This is a genomic window from Agrobacterium sp. CGMCC 11546 (genome assembly GCF_013365515.1).
Classification (GTDB): domain Bacteria; phylum Pseudomonadota; class Alphaproteobacteria; order Rhizobiales; family Rhizobiaceae; genus Agrobacterium; species Agrobacterium fabrum.
Map to the genome: position 1 here is coordinate 1,592,251 of NZ_CP047387.1, position 17,618 is coordinate 1,609,868.

Annotated in this window: 23 protein-coding genes; 10 read left to right on the forward strand and 13 right to left on the reverse strand. The window is 55.7% G+C overall.

Annotated features, from left to right (window positions below; genetic code table 11):
* Positions 1-5: 5 nt before the first annotated feature.
* Genes GSF67_RS08020 through GSF67_RS08055 form a run of 8 tightly spaced genes read left to right on the forward strand, consistent with a single transcriptional unit; the run spans position 6 to position 3,640 of the window.
* Positions 6-206 (forward strand): hypothetical protein, encoded by a 201-nt coding sequence (locus GSF67_RS08020; RefSeq protein ID WP_006314224.1) that lies wholly within the window; start codon positions 6-8, stop codon positions 204-206.
* Complete coding sequence (locus GSF67_RS08025) at positions 203-709, forward strand: dATP/dGTP diphosphohydrolase domain-containing protein (protein ID WP_006314223.1); 507 nt, start codon at positions 203-205, stop codon at positions 707-709. The genes GSF67_RS08020 and GSF67_RS08025 overlap by 4 nt, the downstream gene beginning before the upstream one ends.
* Positions 710-758: 49 nt before the next feature.
* The gene (locus GSF67_RS08030) at positions 759-1,037 is read left to right on the forward strand and encodes a DUF2312 domain-containing protein (protein ID WP_006314222.1); all 279 of its coding nucleotides are present in this window, start codon (positions 759-761) and stop codon (positions 1,035-1,037) included.
* Positions 1,038-1,058: 21 nt separating this feature from the next.
* Complete coding sequence (locus GSF67_RS08035; RefSeq protein ID WP_006314221.1) at positions 1,059-1,400, forward strand: hypothetical protein; 342 nt, start codon at positions 1,059-1,061, stop codon at positions 1,398-1,400.
* A gap of 4 nt (positions 1,401-1,404) precedes the next feature.
* Positions 1,405-1,650, forward strand: coding sequence for a hypothetical protein (locus GSF67_RS08040; RefSeq protein ID WP_006314220.1), 246 nt, complete (start codon positions 1,405-1,407; stop codon positions 1,648-1,650).
* Entirely contained in the window at positions 1,647-1,898 is a 252-nt protein-coding gene (locus GSF67_RS08045; protein ID WP_006314219.1) for a hypothetical protein, read from the forward strand. Before GSF67_RS08040 ends, GSF67_RS08045 begins: the two co-directional genes overlap by 4 nt.
* A gap of 10 nt (positions 1,899-1,908) precedes the next feature.
* Positions 1,909-3,369, forward strand: coding sequence for a site-specific DNA-methyltransferase (locus GSF67_RS08050; RefSeq protein ID WP_006314218.1), 1,461 nt, complete (start codon positions 1,909-1,911; stop codon positions 3,367-3,369).
* A gap of 10 nt (positions 3,370-3,379) precedes the next feature.
* Positions 3,380-3,640 carry a hypothetical protein gene (locus GSF67_RS08055; RefSeq protein WP_006314217.1) on the forward strand — a complete coding sequence of 87 codons (261 nt, stop codon included), beginning with the start codon at positions 3,380-3,382 and terminating at the stop codon, positions 3,638-3,640.
* 3 nt (positions 3,641-3,643) lie between these two features.
* Here the strand turns inward: GSF67_RS08055 and GSF67_RS08060 are convergent, their stop codons facing one another.
* Positions 3,644-5,344 carry a hypothetical protein gene (locus tag GSF67_RS08060; RefSeq protein ID WP_006314216.1) on the reverse strand — a complete coding sequence of 567 codons (1,701 nt, stop codon included), beginning with the start codon at positions 5,342-5,344 and terminating at the stop codon, positions 3,644-3,646.
* A 9-nt stretch (positions 5,345-5,353) separates the two neighbouring features.
* Here GSF67_RS08060 and GSF67_RS08065 point away from each other — a divergent pair, with 9 nt between their 5' ends.
* Both GSF67_RS08065 and GSF67_RS08070 read left to right on the forward strand, forming a co-directional pair.
* Entirely contained in the window at positions 5,354-5,671 is a 318-nt protein-coding gene (locus GSF67_RS08065) for a hypothetical protein (protein ID WP_006314215.1), read from the forward strand.
* Between the two features lie 276 nt (positions 5,672-5,947).
* Complete coding sequence (locus GSF67_RS08070; RefSeq protein ID WP_006314214.1) at positions 5,948-7,348, forward strand: PIN-like domain-containing protein; 1,401 nt, start codon at positions 5,948-5,950, stop codon at positions 7,346-7,348.
* A gap of 36 nt (positions 7,349-7,384) precedes the next feature.
* On the opposite strand, the gene GSF67_RS08075 is transcribed toward GSF67_RS08070, so the two are convergent.
* The 12 genes from GSF67_RS08075 to GSF67_RS08130 all read right to left on the reverse strand — a co-directional run bounded on the left by GSF67_RS08075 (position 7,385) and on the right by GSF67_RS08130 (position 17,618).
* Complete coding sequence (locus GSF67_RS08075) at positions 7,385-7,855, reverse strand: hypothetical protein (RefSeq protein WP_006314209.1); 471 nt, start codon at positions 7,853-7,855, stop codon at positions 7,385-7,387.
* Entirely contained in the window at positions 7,852-8,133 is a 282-nt protein-coding gene (locus GSF67_RS08080; protein ID WP_006314206.1) for a hypothetical protein, read from the reverse strand. The genes GSF67_RS08075 and GSF67_RS08080 overlap by 4 nt, the downstream gene beginning before the upstream one ends.
* A gap of 144 nt (positions 8,134-8,277) precedes the next feature.
* Entirely contained in the window at positions 8,278-8,535 is a 258-nt protein-coding gene (locus GSF67_RS08085) for a hypothetical protein (protein ID WP_128822019.1), read from the reverse strand.
* Positions 8,535-8,828 (reverse strand): DUF6527 family protein, encoded by a 294-nt coding sequence (locus GSF67_RS08090; protein ID WP_006314203.1) that lies wholly within the window; start codon positions 8,826-8,828, stop codon positions 8,535-8,537. Before GSF67_RS08090 ends, GSF67_RS08085 begins: the two co-directional genes overlap by 1 nt.
* A complete protein-coding gene (locus GSF67_RS08095) occupies positions 8,828-9,823 on the reverse strand; it encodes a glycoside hydrolase family 19 protein (protein ID WP_006314202.1) in 996 nt (331 codons plus the stop codon). The genes GSF67_RS08090 and GSF67_RS08095 overlap by 1 nt, the downstream gene beginning before the upstream one ends.
* 57 nt (positions 9,824-9,880) lie before the next feature.
* Entirely contained in the window at positions 9,881-10,087 is a 207-nt protein-coding gene (locus GSF67_RS08100; protein ID WP_006314201.1) for a hypothetical protein, read from the reverse strand.
* An 11-nt stretch (positions 10,088-10,098) separates the two neighbouring features.
* Positions 10,099-10,560, reverse strand: a complete 462-nt coding sequence (locus tag GSF67_RS26015) for a hypothetical protein (RefSeq protein ID WP_006314200.1) — start codon at positions 10,558-10,560, stop codon at positions 10,099-10,101.
* Between the two features lie 3 nt (positions 10,561-10,563).
* The gene (locus tag GSF67_RS08110; protein WP_006314199.1) at positions 10,564-11,535 is read right to left on the reverse strand and encodes a hypothetical protein; all 972 of its coding nucleotides are present in this window, start codon (positions 11,533-11,535) and stop codon (positions 10,564-10,566) included.
* The gene (locus GSF67_RS08115; RefSeq protein WP_157998612.1) at positions 11,535-13,895 is read right to left on the reverse strand and encodes a phage tail protein; all 2,361 of its coding nucleotides are present in this window, start codon (positions 13,893-13,895) and stop codon (positions 11,535-11,537) included. Before GSF67_RS08115 ends, GSF67_RS08110 begins: the two co-directional genes overlap by 1 nt.
* A gap of 205 nt (positions 13,896-14,100) precedes the next feature.
* Complete coding sequence (locus tag GSF67_RS08120) at positions 14,101-14,337, reverse strand: hypothetical protein (RefSeq protein WP_006314190.1); 237 nt, start codon at positions 14,335-14,337, stop codon at positions 14,101-14,103.
* Positions 14,338-14,375: 38 nt separating this feature from the next.
* Entirely contained in the window at positions 14,376-15,269 is an 894-nt protein-coding gene (locus GSF67_RS08125; protein WP_006314189.1) for a phage BR0599 family protein, read from the reverse strand.
* Positions 15,270-15,296: 27 nt separating this feature from the next.
* A complete protein-coding gene (locus GSF67_RS08130) occupies positions 15,297-17,618 on the reverse strand; it encodes a hypothetical protein (protein ID WP_006314188.1) in 2,322 nt (773 codons plus the stop codon).

Consider the following 17,618-nt stretch of genomic DNA (forward strand, 5'->3'; position numbering starts at 1 on the left):
TTTCCATGGCGCTCGTCGAGATCACGAAGACCACCAGCGTCAATCCGAACTTAGTTCAAAGCGTTCAATGCTCTTACGACGCCAGTTGCGTGGTTGTGCGCATGCACGATGGACGAGAACACAACGTCCAGCCTGTCCACCATGAAACCGCCTGGGAGGCCTACGACCGTATTCGCGCGTCTCTGGGCTACGAGGTGCAGTCATGAGCACCAAGGAAACGAACCCAAAAGACGGCTTCGGCATCAGGAAGTGGCGGCAGTTTGCAACGGTCCCGATGACCGTCATGTGCGAAGTTGGTGTCGCGATGCTGGAAGGCGCAGCGAAATACGGTCGGCATAACTATCGCGTAACTGGTGTCAAAGCATCGGTTTACGTCGACGCTGCGATGGGCCACATCATGCAGTGGTGGGAAGGCGAAGACATCGACGACGATAGCAAGCTGTCCCACATCACCAAAGCCATAAGCAGCCTCGTGGTCCTGCGCGACGCGATGATCCAGCAGCAATTGAACGACGACCGACCGCCGAAAGCGAACCTGGACGCGGTTCGTGGTGAACTTCAGCGCGTCGTCGACGAAATTTTCGCGAAGTATCCGGAGGGAGTTCCGCCGTTTACTGAAAGCGGGAAGAACCATCTTCGACCGGCCCACCTGTCCGGCGCGAAGTCGTTCATCGATGGTGGACTTGTAGGCAAACCAGTCGCTTCTTGACGCGCTTATATTTCACGTTTTACGAGATTTCCAATCATTAGGAGTCGAAATGTCTATCGGACACAACAGCGGCGAAACGGTCGAGACGATCGCTGCCGCCGAACTTCGTCAGTTCATTGAGCGCGTCGAGCGCCTCGAGGAAGAGAAAGCAGCGATCCAGGGAGACATCAAAGACGTGATGGGCGAGGCCAAGGGCCGCGGCTACGACACGAAGGCCATCCGCACCATCATTCAGCTTCGCAAAAAGGATGCCAACGAGCGCCTCGAAGAGGAAACCATCTTGCAGACGTACATGGCCGCGCTCGGCATGACGATGCTCGACCCCTGATCCCAACAACGGAGACTTCAAATGAAACTCGGCGAACTGCGCGGCGCGATCCGCAAGACGAAGGGCAGCCCCTTCACCATCGTAACCATAGGCGGCGAGGCTGTAACACTCGTGCTGCAGAAAACCCCTCTCCTCGAAGAGCTGGACCGCGTGTTTCCAGGTGGGAAGGCTGCTGAAACCGGTCTGACGTTCGACGCAGCGACCGGCAAACTCGAGGGCTTCGACGCGGCTGGCGCGTCGGCGGTTACCGCTGTTGTTATCGACGATGACATCGATCTTGACCTTGGTGAAGTTGCGCACGGAACCCTGGTTGTCGCTGATGCCATTATGCGCAACATCGACCCCGACGACCTGCTGGTGTGATCAGATGGCCGCCAGCGACAACTACATCCAAGTTGCTTTCCTGCGCGGCCAACTCGACGCCGCCTATGAAGCGATCGCCACCCTGTGGGCGATCTCACAGGACGCATCGCAAACCGACATCCAACATGCCGCCGATCTGGATCAGGCAATCTTCGAGGCGGTCAAGCTGCTGCCGCCGAGCCACCGAACGCGCGACATGCCGGCTTTCGCTGCACCCGCCAGCCCATCTGAGGAAGAACTGCTCGTATGATCGAGGAAATGTCTCTCGAAGAACTGATCGATCTCGCCATGTCCAACGGCGACTGGCACTCGATCCGCATCTTTAACAGCAAGATGGGTGGCACCGGCAGCCTCGTCAGCGTCGGTCGCGATCACAACAGCTTTGTTGTCGACGACCTGGTGCCCGAAGCATCACCATCGGAGAAATTGCGTCGCGTCCTGCTTCAGGTGCTGCGACCAAAAACGACCGCCGACGCATCCGACGATCTTCTGGTCTGAAAGTATTCCTATGACAAGCATCACCCTGCATCCCGGCGACAATCGCGCCTCATTACGACGCCTGATTGCAGATGGCGTGCGCGTCCATTCGGTCGTAACAGATCCGCCGTATGGACTGGTTTCGATCCAGAAGCGTTTCGGCAAGGAAGGCTCAGCCCCTGCCCGTCGCGAGAAGAACGACGGCAGCTTCGCCCGTCTGTCGGGTGGCTTCATGGGCCGCGCGTGGGATGGCACCGGTATCGAGCGCGATCCCGAGTTCTGGAAGCTGATTTACGACATCCTGTTACCAGGCGGCTACGTGTTCGCTTTCAGCGGAAGCCGAACCGGCCACTGGCAGGCATGCGCCATGGAATTGGCCGGATTCATCATGCATCCGATGCACGGTTGGTGTTTTGGAAGCGGCTTTCCGAAGGCGCACGCTGCCGACAAGGCGATCGACAAGTACTTGGGTGTCGAGGGACATTTCAACGCCGCTGGTAATCCGGTGAAGCGCATGATCCCCGGCGCAGATCAAAACCGCGACGGAAGCTGGATCAAGGACAATGGTCGAGAATATCAGCCCGGCACCTACGTCCCCGGCTCAGATGAAGCGGCGTTATGGGAAGGATGGGCTTACGGAACGCAGGCACAGAAGCCAGCCCTTGAACCCATTTACCTCGGCCAGAAGCCGTTCAGTGAGAAAAACGGGCCGGCAAACATGCTGAGGCACGGCGTCGGAGCCGTAAACATAGACGGCTGCCGCGTCGCCTTCGCAGGCGACGCGGACGAACGGGAATCGAAGGAAAAGAACCAGCACGCTGATTTCGGCAGCGGGGCCATGACCAATCTCGTCTACGGCGTCTTTGACAAGGCTCGCGAAAACTACGATCCGGTCGGCAGACATCCGTCTAATCTCATCCTCGACGGGTCTCAGAACGTGCTCTCGATGTTTCCCGGCGATGGCTCGGCATCAGCCAGTCGGTTCTTTCATCATTTCCCGCTGACCGACGAAGATTATGCGCTGGCGAAGCTCGCCGGCTTTATAGGCGACGACCTCGGTGACGCGCTAATCTACCAAGCGAAAGCCGGTAAATCTGATCGAGCACATCATCTTCTCCCGGTCGATGAGAACGGGAAGCCGGTTGGCGCTCATCCCACCGTAAAGCCCATCGCGCTAATGGCGAACCTGATCCGGCACATCACCCCACCGGGTGGCATCGTGCTTGATCCATTTGCCGGCTCCGGAACGACAGCAGAGGCTGCCCGCCGCGAAGGTTTTGACTGTATCCTCATGGAAGCCGAAACTGAGTACGTCGAGTTTCTGGGTCGCAGATTCCCAGAGATCGAGGAACACAACCAAAAAATGTCCCTTATGGATGAACCACTTGCCGAAAATTCGTTCTCGGTATGTTCACATTCTAAAATAAAAGGATTAAATTCCTACATAGCAGACTTGATCGGTGAAACCGTCGACCTCAGCGACCTAATATAAGAGTGGAACAATGATTGTAACGAGTTTTGAGCAGCTTCCTTTCGTCGCCTCCGATACAGGCCGCATCCAACCATGGGCTCCGGTACGCACTGATGATTATCAGGCAGACTGCGACACTGGTCGCTTATATTTCACGCAGCTTCGTTCTGTGATGACCGCTACGGAAAATCCACTCCACCTGTCCCGCGTGTTACAGGCCCAGGTTGAGGCCGGAAAATGGGAAGGTGTCGAGATCGGCTTTGCTCAGGCTATGGCCGAGGCGCTGTGCTGAACGTCAAGGGGTTTCTAATTTCCCGACGTGGCTCTCGATCACCCTTACGGCAGGTCTTAACCATGAGCCTTCGGGCGTTCGTGAAATCTCAGCAGCATAGATCGCTGCGTGGTGGAGCACGATCGCGACAATCGCGGTCCCAGTCACGCCGATCACCATCTGCGCTGGTTTTTTGACGAGTTCGTTGAAACAGACGGTGATGATGTTCAGAACTGTCCTTCCAAGGCTCAGACGTGATCGCGGCGAATCGGTTTTTTCATTCCACTCCGCAACTTGGCGAAGGGCTTCAGGCACCTTCGAGTCCACTTCTTGACGACGTTCCAATTCAACTGCGAGAACCCGAGCGATCTTGGTATAGTTCTCGCCGTCCTGCGGTTCGAAGTTGGCCTCAGCCGCATTGTCAGAGAACTCTTGCCACTCGTCAAACTGAGATGCAAAATCCATCACGCCCTTACTGAAGCTCAATAGAAGTGCTAACAGGCTATCCGACAGTTCTTCTGACGCGGCTCGGATTTGTCCATCTAGCGTGGCGCAGAGCATCCCGATCTCGACTACGTTGGACCCGTCATTGAGGGCCGCACGCAGGCGGTTAAACGCCCGGAAGAGCCGAGGGTGGTTCGAGCCCTCAAGATCATCGGCAAGGTCTTCTGCGTGTGCGTGCAGGGCTCGCGATGCAGCTGCTACGATCCGCTCTGAGCCTGATTTCGGATGTGTCTGCTGAGGTTGTAATGTCAGCCGGTCGCCAGAGATGGCGAACTGAAAGGGAGCCAATGCTTGCTCGCGATGCGTAACGACAGGTTCATCAACGCCGGCAGTTCCTGCCGTTTCAGCAAGCAAGTCATGAGCGATTTCAGACGCCGCCTCGAACGTCTGACGCAGTTGATCGGCTGACTCAGAGGAAAAGAAGTCAGCGTACTCGTCCATGAGACCATCTATTGCATGCGCAAGATTTTCAACGGCCATAAGCAGTGTCGACTCTCCGGCCAATCGCAGTTGGTCGACAAGGTCGCTGACGCGTTCAGCATGGAAACCTAGCTCCTCAATCCGCGGGGTCCTTGGCTGATCGAGCACGAGTTGGCGGTATTCATTTTCCCCTAATCTGATACGCCTGTTGATCTGATTAACTTTATCCTGAATGGGTGCAGGTTGCGCGGACGCCGTTAGCAACGAAGCTTTAGTTGTGTCTCGACTCGATTTCAGTTGCTGTTCAAAATGGTGGTGATCTGAAAGAATCCTCAAACCTCTCACGACGTCGGTAAGGCGAGTCGCAACTGATATTCCGTACATTTCCTCAGCGTCGAGCGGTTCGTAGTAAGCTGACTCGAAGATGCTATCCAATTCGAAGAGAATGAAATCCAGATTTTCTTCTGGTTTCTTGCCATCGCCGAGGTCGTCCACCAGTCTGTCTAAAATGGTTGCAACCTCCATCAGAGCAGTCGATCCGTAGGCCTGTAGGTGGGCTGAAACCTCGATCAGTGTTGTTCTACAGGCGCTGAACACTTTACCAGCGGTTGATCCTAAAACTACCATTTCGCCCCCGACTTTATGCTCGAAGAAATAAACCAAAGCGCGAGCAATACAAGCCCGTCCCTCCTGAGTACGGTCTGCGAAAAAGAAGGGGGGAAGCCACGCCAGTTTTCGTGCACCTTCCAAATCAAAAAAGCGCTTCTCTGCAAATATTGACTCTTCCCGACAGAAGAACATAATAGGAACATGCTAAAAGCGGATATCGAAAGAAACTTCGAGCGGTGGTGGAAATCGCGGTCGGAAGCCGTCAACGGCGACAAGGAGTCGTACCGTGACGCGTTTGTCGCTGGCTGCGACTTCGTTGAACAAAAGAAGTTCAAAACATACCGGTTTCAGGCCGGCCGCTGGCGCGTCTCGGTGGAAGCTACGTCGTATCGCGATGCCAAGATCATCGCCATCGCGAAGCTCAATCAGCGTGCAGAGCGCCTGTCAGCCTCCCCACCTACGGGCGGATGGAAACTTGAGCGCTTAGCAGAAGAACCGCAGTTCATGAAGGGACCGTGAGGTAATGAGCGACCAAACCAACAAGGCCGGCGACGGTATCCACGAAAATCACTGGTGCGAACATCAAGGTTGCAAGCAGTGGGGTGGATTTGGCTTCTCCCGATCGAAAGCCGAAAAGTCCACGTGGCATTGCTGGGAGCACTACCCACAGCGCGACATGAATTTGCGACACCATGCCGGATGAATGTATGAACCGTGGATAGCCACCACTCTACGTTGCGCTTTCAGCAATAATGCTGAAGATGGTGTCATACATTTGGTTACTTGGGGACTGCGATGACTGCACCTAAAGAAGCGAAGCCGCAGAAGACAGCGAACACCGAAGGCTTGGTTGCGGGGTTCGACCCCTTCAAGCTCGAGAGCAGCTTCGAAGACGTGTCTCAAATTTTCAAACCGAATAAGGTGACGAAGGCTTCAAATAAAGACGTCCTAATCGCCGTTGATACCAACGTTCTTTTATTGCCTTACACATTACGAAAAGACGGACTATCAACGCTACAGAAGTTTTATCAGGACCTCCGATCCGCCAACAGACTTTTTCTCCCGGCAAGAGTCGCAAGAGAGTTCATCACCAATAGAGACAAGAAGCTGGCAGAGCTGTTGAAAGCGCTCGGCGACGTGAAATCACGCATGAATATTGGCGAGAAAAAACTGTCTCCGATCTTGGACGGCGTTGACGGAAGTGAAGAGATGGCAACCGTGAGCCAAGCGCTCAATGCGGCCAAGAAACAATATACGGCAGCGCTCGAGAAAGTCGAAGCAAGGGTTCAATCTTGGAGCGGCGATGATCCTGTCACGAGCATTTACGACACCGTTTTCGATGGCGAGAACATCATCTCACCCACTGACACGAACGCGGATATGTTAGTCGAATGGCAAAAGCGCCTAATTAATAAAGTGCCCCCAGGTTATAAGGACGGCAGCAAAGAGGATACAGGAATCGGCGATTTTCTGGTTTGGAAATCGCTGCTTGCGTTAGGCGCGTCTCAAAAGAGAGATTTGATATTCGTCACCGGTGAGGAAAAAGCAGACTGGTTTGTACGGCATAACAGCCGAGGTGTATATCCGCGACCAGAGTTGGTGGCAGAATACAAGAAACACTCTGGCGGTAAGAATATCAGACTGGTTGAGTTTCACGAAGTTCTGAGTGAAATGGAGGTTTCACAAGACTTTGTTAGCCTGATTGAAAGTGCCGAGATTGCGGCCAACAACGTCATCCGTGCTTCAGTATCGTTTGACGTTGGAAAAGGCTTACTCCTTTTCCGAGAAGCTAAATCATCTCTGGGTTCAACTGCTCTTGCCAATTTTCGGATGCGTAACGGCGGACAAAATATAACATTTACCGCCGGCGACGCTCGATTTGAATTCAGCGTTTCCGAGCAAGGCAAAGACTCTCTGTGGGCATATCCGAACGGTAAAGATCAACTGAACGTTATTCCAGCAATCAGCGCCGGGCAAATAATTGACTCCAAGCTAGTTTTAGGAGCGCAGAGCGCTTTCTCCGTAAACAAGGGGGACATGATATGGGCGAGAAATGCGCTAGGCTGCACCCTTATAGCAACGTTGCTTGCGACAAACGATCCCCAACCAGATGAAATGTTTGAAGTAAAGTTTGTGTTTACGATTTTACCCCCAGGCAATCCTATTCTGATTCCGCAGCATTCGGCGTTTTTGTAGTCTGCGAAAGCAAGATCGAGGAGCGCCGGCGATTTGTTAAGCTGGCGGCGCGACTACAAATCGTTCAGGCAACACATCGAATCGGACGGGCGGCGAAGTGACAACGATCGGTCCGAGGAACTTCTGGAGAGGGTTGCACACGTACTCCAAGGTCACGCGATACTCGGCCGATCCGGCAGATGCCGACTGAGGTACAGTGATAGACCGTCGGTAGGTCTCCCTGCCCGCCAGCAGCTTTAGACCGGTGGTGAACTGCGGGATGTTATGTCGTTCGTTCGCAGAGTCAGTGAGCCAACGCTTGGCAATGAGCGGGCAGATCCGCGTCCTGAATACTGAGAACTCGATCTCGATCGTTCCGCCCTGCTCTACCGACGGCGACAGTGCTTTTGCATCTTCGTAGATGATCGGAGGTTCCCGGTCGGCAACCCAAATACCTAGATTGATTGAACCCAACCCAGCCAGCGCGAAAACGCCAACGCCTACCACTTTCCACACGATGCGTTTCATGGCGCCGGCCCTCCCTTCAGATAGCCGATAGCTTTTTGGATATTCTCGTAAAGCATGATGGAGCCGACGAAGAGCGCGATCATCGATAGCAGTAGCCAGCGCATGAATTTGCCCACGGTCCGCATATCCCGCACCATTCGAAATCCTTCTCGGACATCTTCGGCTGGCATTTCGATGATTGCCTCGAGGGTCTTCAATTCATCGAGACGGAGCCCGGCAAGGAAGGCCCTGGTCTTTTCTGGCAGCTCCACCATCTTCTCCGGAAGTTGTTCAGTCATGTCACGGTTTCCTGCCCTTATTTGCGGCAGGCAGCATCGCGGCTGCACTGGCGATTGTTGGAATAGATCGCAGGACCGGCCGTCGGATCCTGTGAAGCAAGCCGTGCGGCCTCCGGATCAGAGAACCGGGTGACCTGATACCCGCTACCGTTCATCGCAGGTGCTGTCTGGCAGCCCGCTATCACGCACGATAGCAAGGCAACGCTCGCGAGACGGAAGCTTGCGGAACGAAGCATCGTTTTTCTCCATTTTGGTGATGCGGCCGAGCGCTTCTTTCGCGGCCTCGACTTTCGCGCTTTCGCGTTCTCGATGGACGCCGTATGAGCACGCCGGCACAGCCATCAGTGCTGCACCAGCGATCGCGCCAATACCGAGTTTGAGATAGTCGGTGAAACTGAACATCAGCATGATCTCCAGACGCCGTCGGTGAGGAACCCGTGCCAGTGGCCCACATGGTGGACACTTGGAGTCAGCGTCGGCTTTTCGCGATCGCCGTTCCATTGCCACGACGGTGACGGATGTGGACGGAAGTTCAGCGCACCCGTTCGACCGCATCCGCACGGACAGGAATAGATCATCCCCGCCACGTTTTCTTCGCGATCGACGAAGAACTCGAATGCACCGGCCTTGGCGTTCACCTCTTCGATATCTTCGCAATATGTCGCTTCGACGGGTTCCGTCCTGACCTCACCCATCACGCCATCCCCTGCACCTGGTCAGAGACGGCCTTCGCATCGGACTTCTTCCGCCAGAGCAGGAATGCGCCAGCGAGGCCGAATGCAACGAGGATCAATGCGAGGTTCTGCCACGGCATCGAGCCGACGGCAGCCAGCCCGGAGGAAAGTCCGCCACCGGTAACTGCGGGCACGATGACTTCCTTCGATTTCCACCACGGAGCATCCAGGCTCGGCGGTGTAACCGGCACCGGTTTTTCTTCGGTAACGGGCGCAGCTTTAACCTCGATAACCTGCGACTTGGGCGAGAGGTCTACGAGCATAAGGTGGATGGCAGCACGCGTTTGAGGGCCGTCGAGACCGTCGAGCTTGCCCTTGTAGTAGCCCGCCTTCTGCCCTGCGTTCTGCAGGCCGATGATGTCGGTGACATTGAAACCGAGAACAGCGAGACCGAGGCGCGTGTAATAATCCAGGCGATCTGCGTAGCCGTTGAGGCCGCCATTGATGCGGCGTGTGATCATTTCGAGGTCGTTGCGATCCGCGTAGCGGTTCAGGCTCTTGCCGTCAGGGTTCCCCTCGTCCCAGTACCAGATCGCCGAAAGACCTTCCCACGGATCGGTGTTGATGAGATCGGGGTTCTTAACGAAGTCGGGAGGATTGAGCCCTTTCCGCACGCACCACTGGTAGAAGGTGCGAATGTTACGGCCGCCAGTAACCTGGATTGGGCCGCGACCACGGTTCTTGTAGCCGTCGCCGTCTTTCTCGGGGGTGTTACCGAGATCGGTGCGGGTGTCGTAGCGCTCTTGCGCAGGTGTCGGGCCCCAAATTTCGCGGTCATACCGGAACGATCCGCTCTCATGCATCAGTTGTGACAGGTACGGAACGGTGCGATGCGGCAGGTTCAAGCCGGCACCGGCACCGTATTTTGACAGCGCCATCATGACAGAATTCAGGTTGCTTTCGTCAACGCGCCCCTTTGCTGCGGCGCGGACCTGCGAGACGGACACTGCTGTCATGAATTAATCCTCGGGAACGATGTGGACCCGATCAGAAATACACAACGTCAGCGCAAATTACAACTTTTGTGAGGAATTTTGAGCATCAAAAGGAAGCTCCGCCTGATCGTTCTGCAATTCCTCAAGCTGCTTTTGTAGATCGTCGCATTGACGGGTCCTCAGGTCGAGTTCGGACGCGAGAGCGTCAACCGCGTTCGCGTGCCGCTCGATTTCCGATTGGAGGAAAGCGTTCTGTCGTTTCAGTGAGTCGACGTAGGATGTCATTGGGGTGTCCTTTACGCTTGAGGCCATTCGATCGGAGGGATCTCTGCGAGAAACTCTTCGACTGAGGGTTGCTGGCGTTGCCCGGCCTGCACCTTGGCCAATTCGCCGTAAGCGTAGAACCAGACATTATCGCGCCATGCGACAAAGGCTTGAGCCTCTGCTGCCCAGTTGGGCTTTGTCGATGCCGTGTAGGATGCGAGCGTGACGCCGTCACGGAATTGCTTCTCACGCGCCGTGCTGTCGACAAGGTTCTGGATGGCGTTTTCGTAGTCAGCGATGGTCGGGGCATTGAAAGTCGGATCAATGTCCACAACCTCGCCGTTTTTCCATACGCGGCTTCCACAGCCAGCCAAAAGATCTACCCATTGTTCGTCGGATATATCGATTGCGTCAGCGGGAATGTTTTCTCCGTGTATTTCCTCATTGTAAAAACCGAGAGGAATACCGTCCGAGTTGAATACAGCTTTTGTCATCTGTCACCTTCCTATGGCGATGAAATTTGCAACAACTCCGCCCGGCCCGACCGTGCCGCCGCTGATTATAAACCTTCCGTTCAACCGAAATCCGGTAAGCGAAAGCAAGCTTGACCAGTTCACGTACGCATCGGTTCCGGTGTTGTTGTCGATGTCCGTCCCAACGATGACCCTGTAGGCTGCATTCGGGAAAGCGGTAGGGAACAAGACGTCGGCGACCCCCGACCCGGCTGATCGCTGACCCCACTGGATCATTAGCCCATTGGGTAATCTAACAAAACCATCGTTGCCAAGGAACTGGGTAGCCCCGAGCGTGGCGTACATTGCCGCGCCAGTCGTGTCATCCAGCAATGAGCGAGCGAGAGGTGTCAGATCGGCAAGCGCAGCAGCTGCAGGGCCAGTGAAGTATGGGAATGTATTAGCCGATGGCGTCAAACCATGAAGTGCGGCTATGGCTCCGGTTATCGCTTTGATCAGCTTTCCAGTAGCCGTGTCGAAGGCAACCGGAAAGTTGTTTGTGACGCCACCGTTTGGCCCGGCTACCTTCTGATCAAGCGCAGCTTGTTGCAAAGTACTTATCGGCTTATCGACATCTGATGTGTTGTCCGCGTTCCCCAGTCCAACATCCGCTTTTACGAGCGTAACGTCCGCGGTGAGCGCATGGCCTGCGATCGTGCGCGAAGTGGGCACTTTATCCGCAAGTGCATCATCAACTGCCTCCGCTGAGGCAAAGAACGATGGCGACTGGCCGCCGAGTTTAGCTGCGTCAGGCGCCGCACCAATGGCCGCATAAATGTCGTCGGCGTCCTGGGCCGTGAGAAGCGTGCGAATGAATTCCGGATAGTTGCCGTTGACGAAGTCAGCAATCTGCTGCGCTGTCACCTTCCGGCTATTGCCACCTTGGACCGTATGAAACAGCGCCGCCGCGAGCAGAGTTTCGATCGGTGATAGGGCTCCAAGTTCTTTGTCGGCCATCAGGCGTCTCCTGAGAGTAGAATGCGGCCGCTTTGGTCGCCCGACAGACGGAGATAACCGCTCTCGTCACCGGACAATCTAATCGCGTCGCGAGGTGTGATTTGGACCGCCAGCGAGTGTGCCTGCAGGGAGCGATAACCGTCCCGTTCGGCCGATACGGTGACCGTCGAGTTGACGTTCGTACCAAGGTCACTCAGCGGAATGGTGAACGTGTTCCCGGTCAGACCGGAATAACTGGTGATCAATGTCCCGGTCGTCGTGCGAACATCGATGCGCGTCGTCTGACCGTCTTCGCCGCCAACATCAGCCTCATTCCATTTCAGAGCCTGCGTCGACTCGAGGATGCGGTTGCGGTTCGACCAGCTTACAGATAGTTCGGACGCAGAACGCGCGTCGACTGCACCGAAACTGACGCCATTGATCTTCACGTTGGCAGGCCGGTTGGGCCGATACGGACGTGGGCTGATTGAGATGTTGAGCTGTGGTGCGTTCGCCAGAGGCAGTGCGCCGGCTGTTGTCCTGGTCAGCAGCCAGTAGGAAGTGCTTTCGAAAACGGATCGCACCGTGGGGTCAACCATGACCGAGTCTGCTGGAATGATGAAACAACGCGTCCCGACAGGCCAAGCTTTTGGCACCGTATCGAGCATCCCGCGGTTCAGCAGATAACCGAGAGCATCCGCCGTCTGCACGGTGCAGATTTCCGTATACTCGTCATTCCCTGTTCCGATGAGAATGAAATCGCCAGCCGACGGAACCCCGCCGCGAAGACCTGGTAGCGTGGTCAACTGGCTTTGCGACTCGGCGACGAGCGGAGTGGTAAGCGCGAAAGTGCCGAAGAACGGGCGCGTGCCGATCGATGAACGTTTGGTGGTCCCGTTCACGTCCGTGACATAGGTCACGAGATCGTAGTTCACATCATCGTCGCTGTCGGCACCAACCGTCACGGCTGCCAGCGCTTCCGGGTATTCGAGTTCGGACGGATCATTGAGCTTCAGGGCAGCGGCGGCCATGAATGCAGGGGCTGTGCCGATCTGGTAGTAGGAAGCAGGTGTCGGCGGTTGTGATGGATTGACCCACGCCGTGTCATCCGACTCGAGGTAGCTCGCAAGATCGAGCCCAAAGATGTCTTCGTAGAGATCGAGCGTCACAGTGTTGGAATCTCTCTGAGCCTCGGAGACACGAAATACTATGCGCTCAATGTCGTATTCGGGCCAAGTCAGCACGACCACGTCGCTGCTGACAGTATCCCAAAACTGCCGCGTCACCTGCGCCTGACATGTTGCGATGGGATTTACGGACGCGGCCAGATCGCGCTCGGCCACATACTGTGCCGCAGATTTCGAGGTGAAACCATAATAGTTTCTCGACGAGCTGACGATGCCACCCTCTGCGGCAATGCCTGCCAAGTCCTGAACGGTGATCGTTTCACTCTTGCCGGTTTCGGCATTGGTCATCGTGACCACGATTTCATTCGCGAGTTCGCCCCACGCCTTGCGCGCGAAATTGGCAAGGACTGCATTGCTCGCATCGATGACCGGAAGGAGATCGACATCATAGTCGCCTCGGAGAGCCTTGATCGTGTGCTTTCCAGTCGACGGCTTCACGAAGACAGCGGCCTGAACATGGTTGCAGACCTCGCCGATGAACTTCTGGATTTCGCTCTGGCGGGTCCAGACAAGGCTCATTCCAAGTCGTTCGTTGTAGAATAGTTGTGCGGCAGCCTCAAAAGAGTCCTTGTCGATGACGCCCGGCGACTCTCCCATTCCCCAATCCTGGTTGGTGAGGCACTCGTAGATGATGTGCGCGGGATTTGCACCGTACTGGGGTCGGCCGTAGGAATCGCTGTCAACCTGAATAAGCGCAAGAGCAGGATTGAGACCGATCGGAGCCCGGCGAATACGGAACGAAAAGGCGCGCAGATATGGATTGTTTGCAGCCAGATAAAAGCCGCGCTTGAAAGCCGACGGCTGATTGTTCAGCGCGTTCACGAGCCCTTGATATGCACCTTCCCAAACGTCTGCCACGCCTGTCAGGAACACACTGGTAAATCCGCGAAAGCCGGGGCATGTCGCGCTCGTTAAGCCAAGGCGGGCTGCCAGTGATGCCGGCATGACCTGCGTTGCTTTTCCCGGCAACCACCACAGAAGGCCTTTGACTCCGCCCTCCTTTTTCACATCGCCGAACAGATCTGGCTTGTTGATTGCGACGGTCGTCTCGTCGACCAATTCCCCGCGCCAGATTTCCTTTTCGTTGTATTTCGCGGCAATCAGCTTAACGCCGTCTCCATAGGCGCAAATGCCCATATGGAGACCCATCGTGTACTCGTAGATTTCGACTTTGCCTTCGCCCTTGCCGCCCATTCCCATTAGGAGGCCCTCGAGCGGATAGCATCGAGAACGCGATCAAGCTGAGCGTCAAAGCCTTTGCCCCTCAATTCTGAGGCTGGCATACCGTGTCTGAGGAAGTGGTCGAAGTCGCCACCGCCAGCCGCAAACGCTTTGCGCACGCCCTTCACGCAGAAGAACGGACGTATGTCGCTAATCGTAACGATGGGATCGACCTCGCTCACGCAGAAACCTTTCTGCTGGTCGTTGCCTTGTCGCCGAACCAGAGGATGTTGGGCGCAACATCGAGTTCGCCAAAGACGACAGGTATAGGCCGGCTCTCAGCCGTCGGCTCGTCCATGTCCGTCACTTCCTCGGGCTGAGATGTCGAGGCTTTCGGCATCATGAGATAGCCGATCACCATCGATCCTATGCCGACCAGAAGCTGAACGAACAATGCAAGGAACGGAAAGGGCATGGCTCACTTTTCGTGGATTTCACGTTTAGTGAGTAATTCTAGTAGAATTGGTTCTTGGAGGAAAGGGGATTTTCAAGCGGGATGAACGGTTGGCCGCCATAGTTCAAGATGTTGCCGTGCTGGTTACAGCCACTCATCTGTCGATTGCAGCCCCTGATGACAGAAAGCGACGTCCCGACAGCCAATCCACGGGCCACTCCGCGAATGACGATCACACTGGTGAAGCCAACGTTCTCCACCGAGGCGATTGTGCGCAGCTCTCGGACGCCGGTTTCGGAATTGATCCACTCCAACAGGCCGCCCACATAGAGCGCGAAATTGTCACCCAACCATGAGTCGGTCGTGATCCTGTTTCTCGAGACGCTGGCCACGGACTTACCGACCGTCGCTGCGGCACGATTCGCTCTGCACTGAGATCCGTAAAGAACGTGAGGGCAACCAATCTGGTAGTTTCGCCTCAGTCCCGGTCGTCGCAATGCGGTCGACACGGGCTGGCACGACAATTCCATTTCGTTTTTCCTGTAGGTGCTTCCAAGTATCCGCCCCAACCAAATGGCAGGATAATTCTCGTCTGTTACAGGAGCGCCGACGTGGCCTTCAAAGATTGTGAGGTTCACAACCTGTGACGGAGGATATGCGAGAAAGAGCTGGTCGATCTCAGTGCCGAGGGACATGGTTACGGTAACATCGGATTTGTCGAGCGATCCGTCATGACTGATGGTGCTGTTCTTGATTGGCCAAGGATAAAACGGGAGAAGAATGTCCTGTCCCTGATCATCGACGCCGATCTTTTTAGTGATCGTCGTTTCGCCATTGTTGAACCCGAACGGTCCAATCTTTCCGTTTTCACCGTTGTTTTCTGCACCTTGGATCAAATAGAGCGATACAGGTGTGCCGCTATACCGGCTATTTTCAAATTGGTCGAACGACACGATTCTGTTCCCTTAAATTGCCACCGTCTACGATTGCTTGAATGTGAACGTCGTAGCCTCAAGCATGGACCAATTGGAGTTGGGGACCCCGGCAAACGTGACTCGGAAAGTTGTTGCGGCCCTGTTCCCTGGCGGTGTGAAGAGTTTTGACCAGAGTATCGTTTGGCCGTAGTTCCCCGTGGTTACGAGAGGTATACTGTCGATGACGACGTTTGCGTTGAGGTCTCTGAGTTCTGCATATGTCTGCAACGTGGAACCTGCCGCAGCCTTGACGTTACCGCGGAACTCGACCTTCACCTTGGGAGACCCCAAGCCGTGGTTTGCTGTAACATCGAGCGTGATTGTGTTTGGTCCACCGCCGCTCTCCGCGAACGACACGCTCGTGATCGCACCCGGCGCGATGTTGGAAGTGCCTACGACCAGTCGACTTATGTTAGCGTCACCGATATCAACGTTACCCAGAACAGCGGTGATCGCTGCAAGCGATGTCACGCTCATCTTGTCCGCTGTGACTGCACCGGCTCTAATCATTGCCGACGTTATGCTGTCGGCGGCGATATGTTGGGCGCGGATGGCATTCGCCGCAATCTGGTCGGCGCCAATGCTCCCGGTTTTGATACCCTGACCATCAATGATCGTGCGGCCGTAATCAGTGGTGAGATTTAACCCGCCTTTGTAAGTCGCAAGGACGATGTTGTTCGACGAGAATGCCGTTGGCGCCAGCGTGGTCGACGAAAGAGACGTGGCCCCTTTCGTCCAATAGATATAGATCGTGGCGTCAGTCCACATCGCCCCAATAGGGTTTTCAGTTACTGTAACCTCGACCGGGGAGCCTGCGTCATTCAGGTAGGTGATCGTTCCGCCGGTCCAACTCACGCGGTTCGAAGTTGGTGTATTTCCGGAGAACGCAATACCCGCAGTCGCGACGCCCCGTGCACCTATCTCAAGCACGTTTGCGCGGACGGAATTCGTGGCAATGTTACCGCCGTTGATCTTGGTGGTGTCTCCGCCTGACCGCCAGTCTGCGAGGGACGTTCCGCCAGAGATCAGGATTTTACCGGGATCAATCTGCGTCACAGCCTCATTGATGCGGCCGGCAGGGTCGTTGGCATAATCGGCCACGTCACCCAAAGCATGTCCGCCGACCGTTATGGAGCCCGCGAGTGCCGTCTCAGCCATCAATTTCGCGGCACTCAGTTCCACGATGTGGGCGTTCTCGATAATTGCTTCGGCAATTTGAGCGGAACCGGTGATGACTGCTTGATCAGCGACAAGCTGGTTCGCACCGATCGTCTGTGCGAGGACCGTGCCGCCATCGATGTAAGCCTTGCCTTCTACGGCCTGATAGTCGTTTCCTCCTCGATAGACGCCGATCAGCACGGAATCCTGCGCATACATCGTAACAAGCGACGTGGTGACCGAGAACTTGTTGTCGCCGAGGATGTAATACACGTAGACGGTCGCGCCGCTGAAAGTGACGGCACCGGAAGGTATGTTCTGGCTGGTCGGCGTGCTGCCGTCTACGCCATAGGTGATTTGACCCGCAGTCCAGGTCAACCGGTTACCATTGGGCGCGTTGCCGGGCTTGAAAAGAATCCCTTCCAGCGTTGCTTTGATTTCGCTTCGAATTTTGGCCGTCGTTGCCGAAGCCGGCGCGGACCACGGCGACACGTTGCCGGAAGTGTCTATTGCGCGCACCCAATACCAGCGAGTGACTTCCGGTTCTTGGCCGCCGACGACGAAGGCATTCGTCTGCGAGGTGTATGACGGAAGCGAGGTCTCGGTTGGTGCGGGAAACTCCTCCAACGCTTCGAAAAGGTCATACCGCGCGAAGTCGATTTCGTTGTTTGCCGCCCACTTCAACCAAGTCGAATTGATGCCCCCCGTTGCGGTGAGACCTACTGGCATCACTGGCGGCACGTCGTCGGCAATGGTGGTGTGCGTGAACTCGACGCTCGGCTCCGACTTGTTGCCCGATCGGTCGACCGCGAACACACGACCGGTGTAGACGGTGTTCGGAATCATCGGAACCTGATGCAGAGTGGAGCTTGTTTGGTAACCGATCCAGCTACCGAGACCTTGCTTCAACTGCACTTCGTAATACGCAAAGTCTCCCTCGAGAGAGGGTTCCCAAGTGCCGATCAGAAGGTTCGACGGAACGAGTGTCGAGTCCAGCGTAAAACCCTTCGGCCGAGCAGGTGGGACCGTGTCGACCAGGGCGTCTAGATCTTCTGGCGTCACGGAACCCAGAGTCCCGTCGATCGCGCCTTGCAATAGCAAGTTCAGCTTCGCACGGACGCTGGCACCGGACTCTCCGTTTTTGATGGGTTCGACTGGACCGATGGGCAT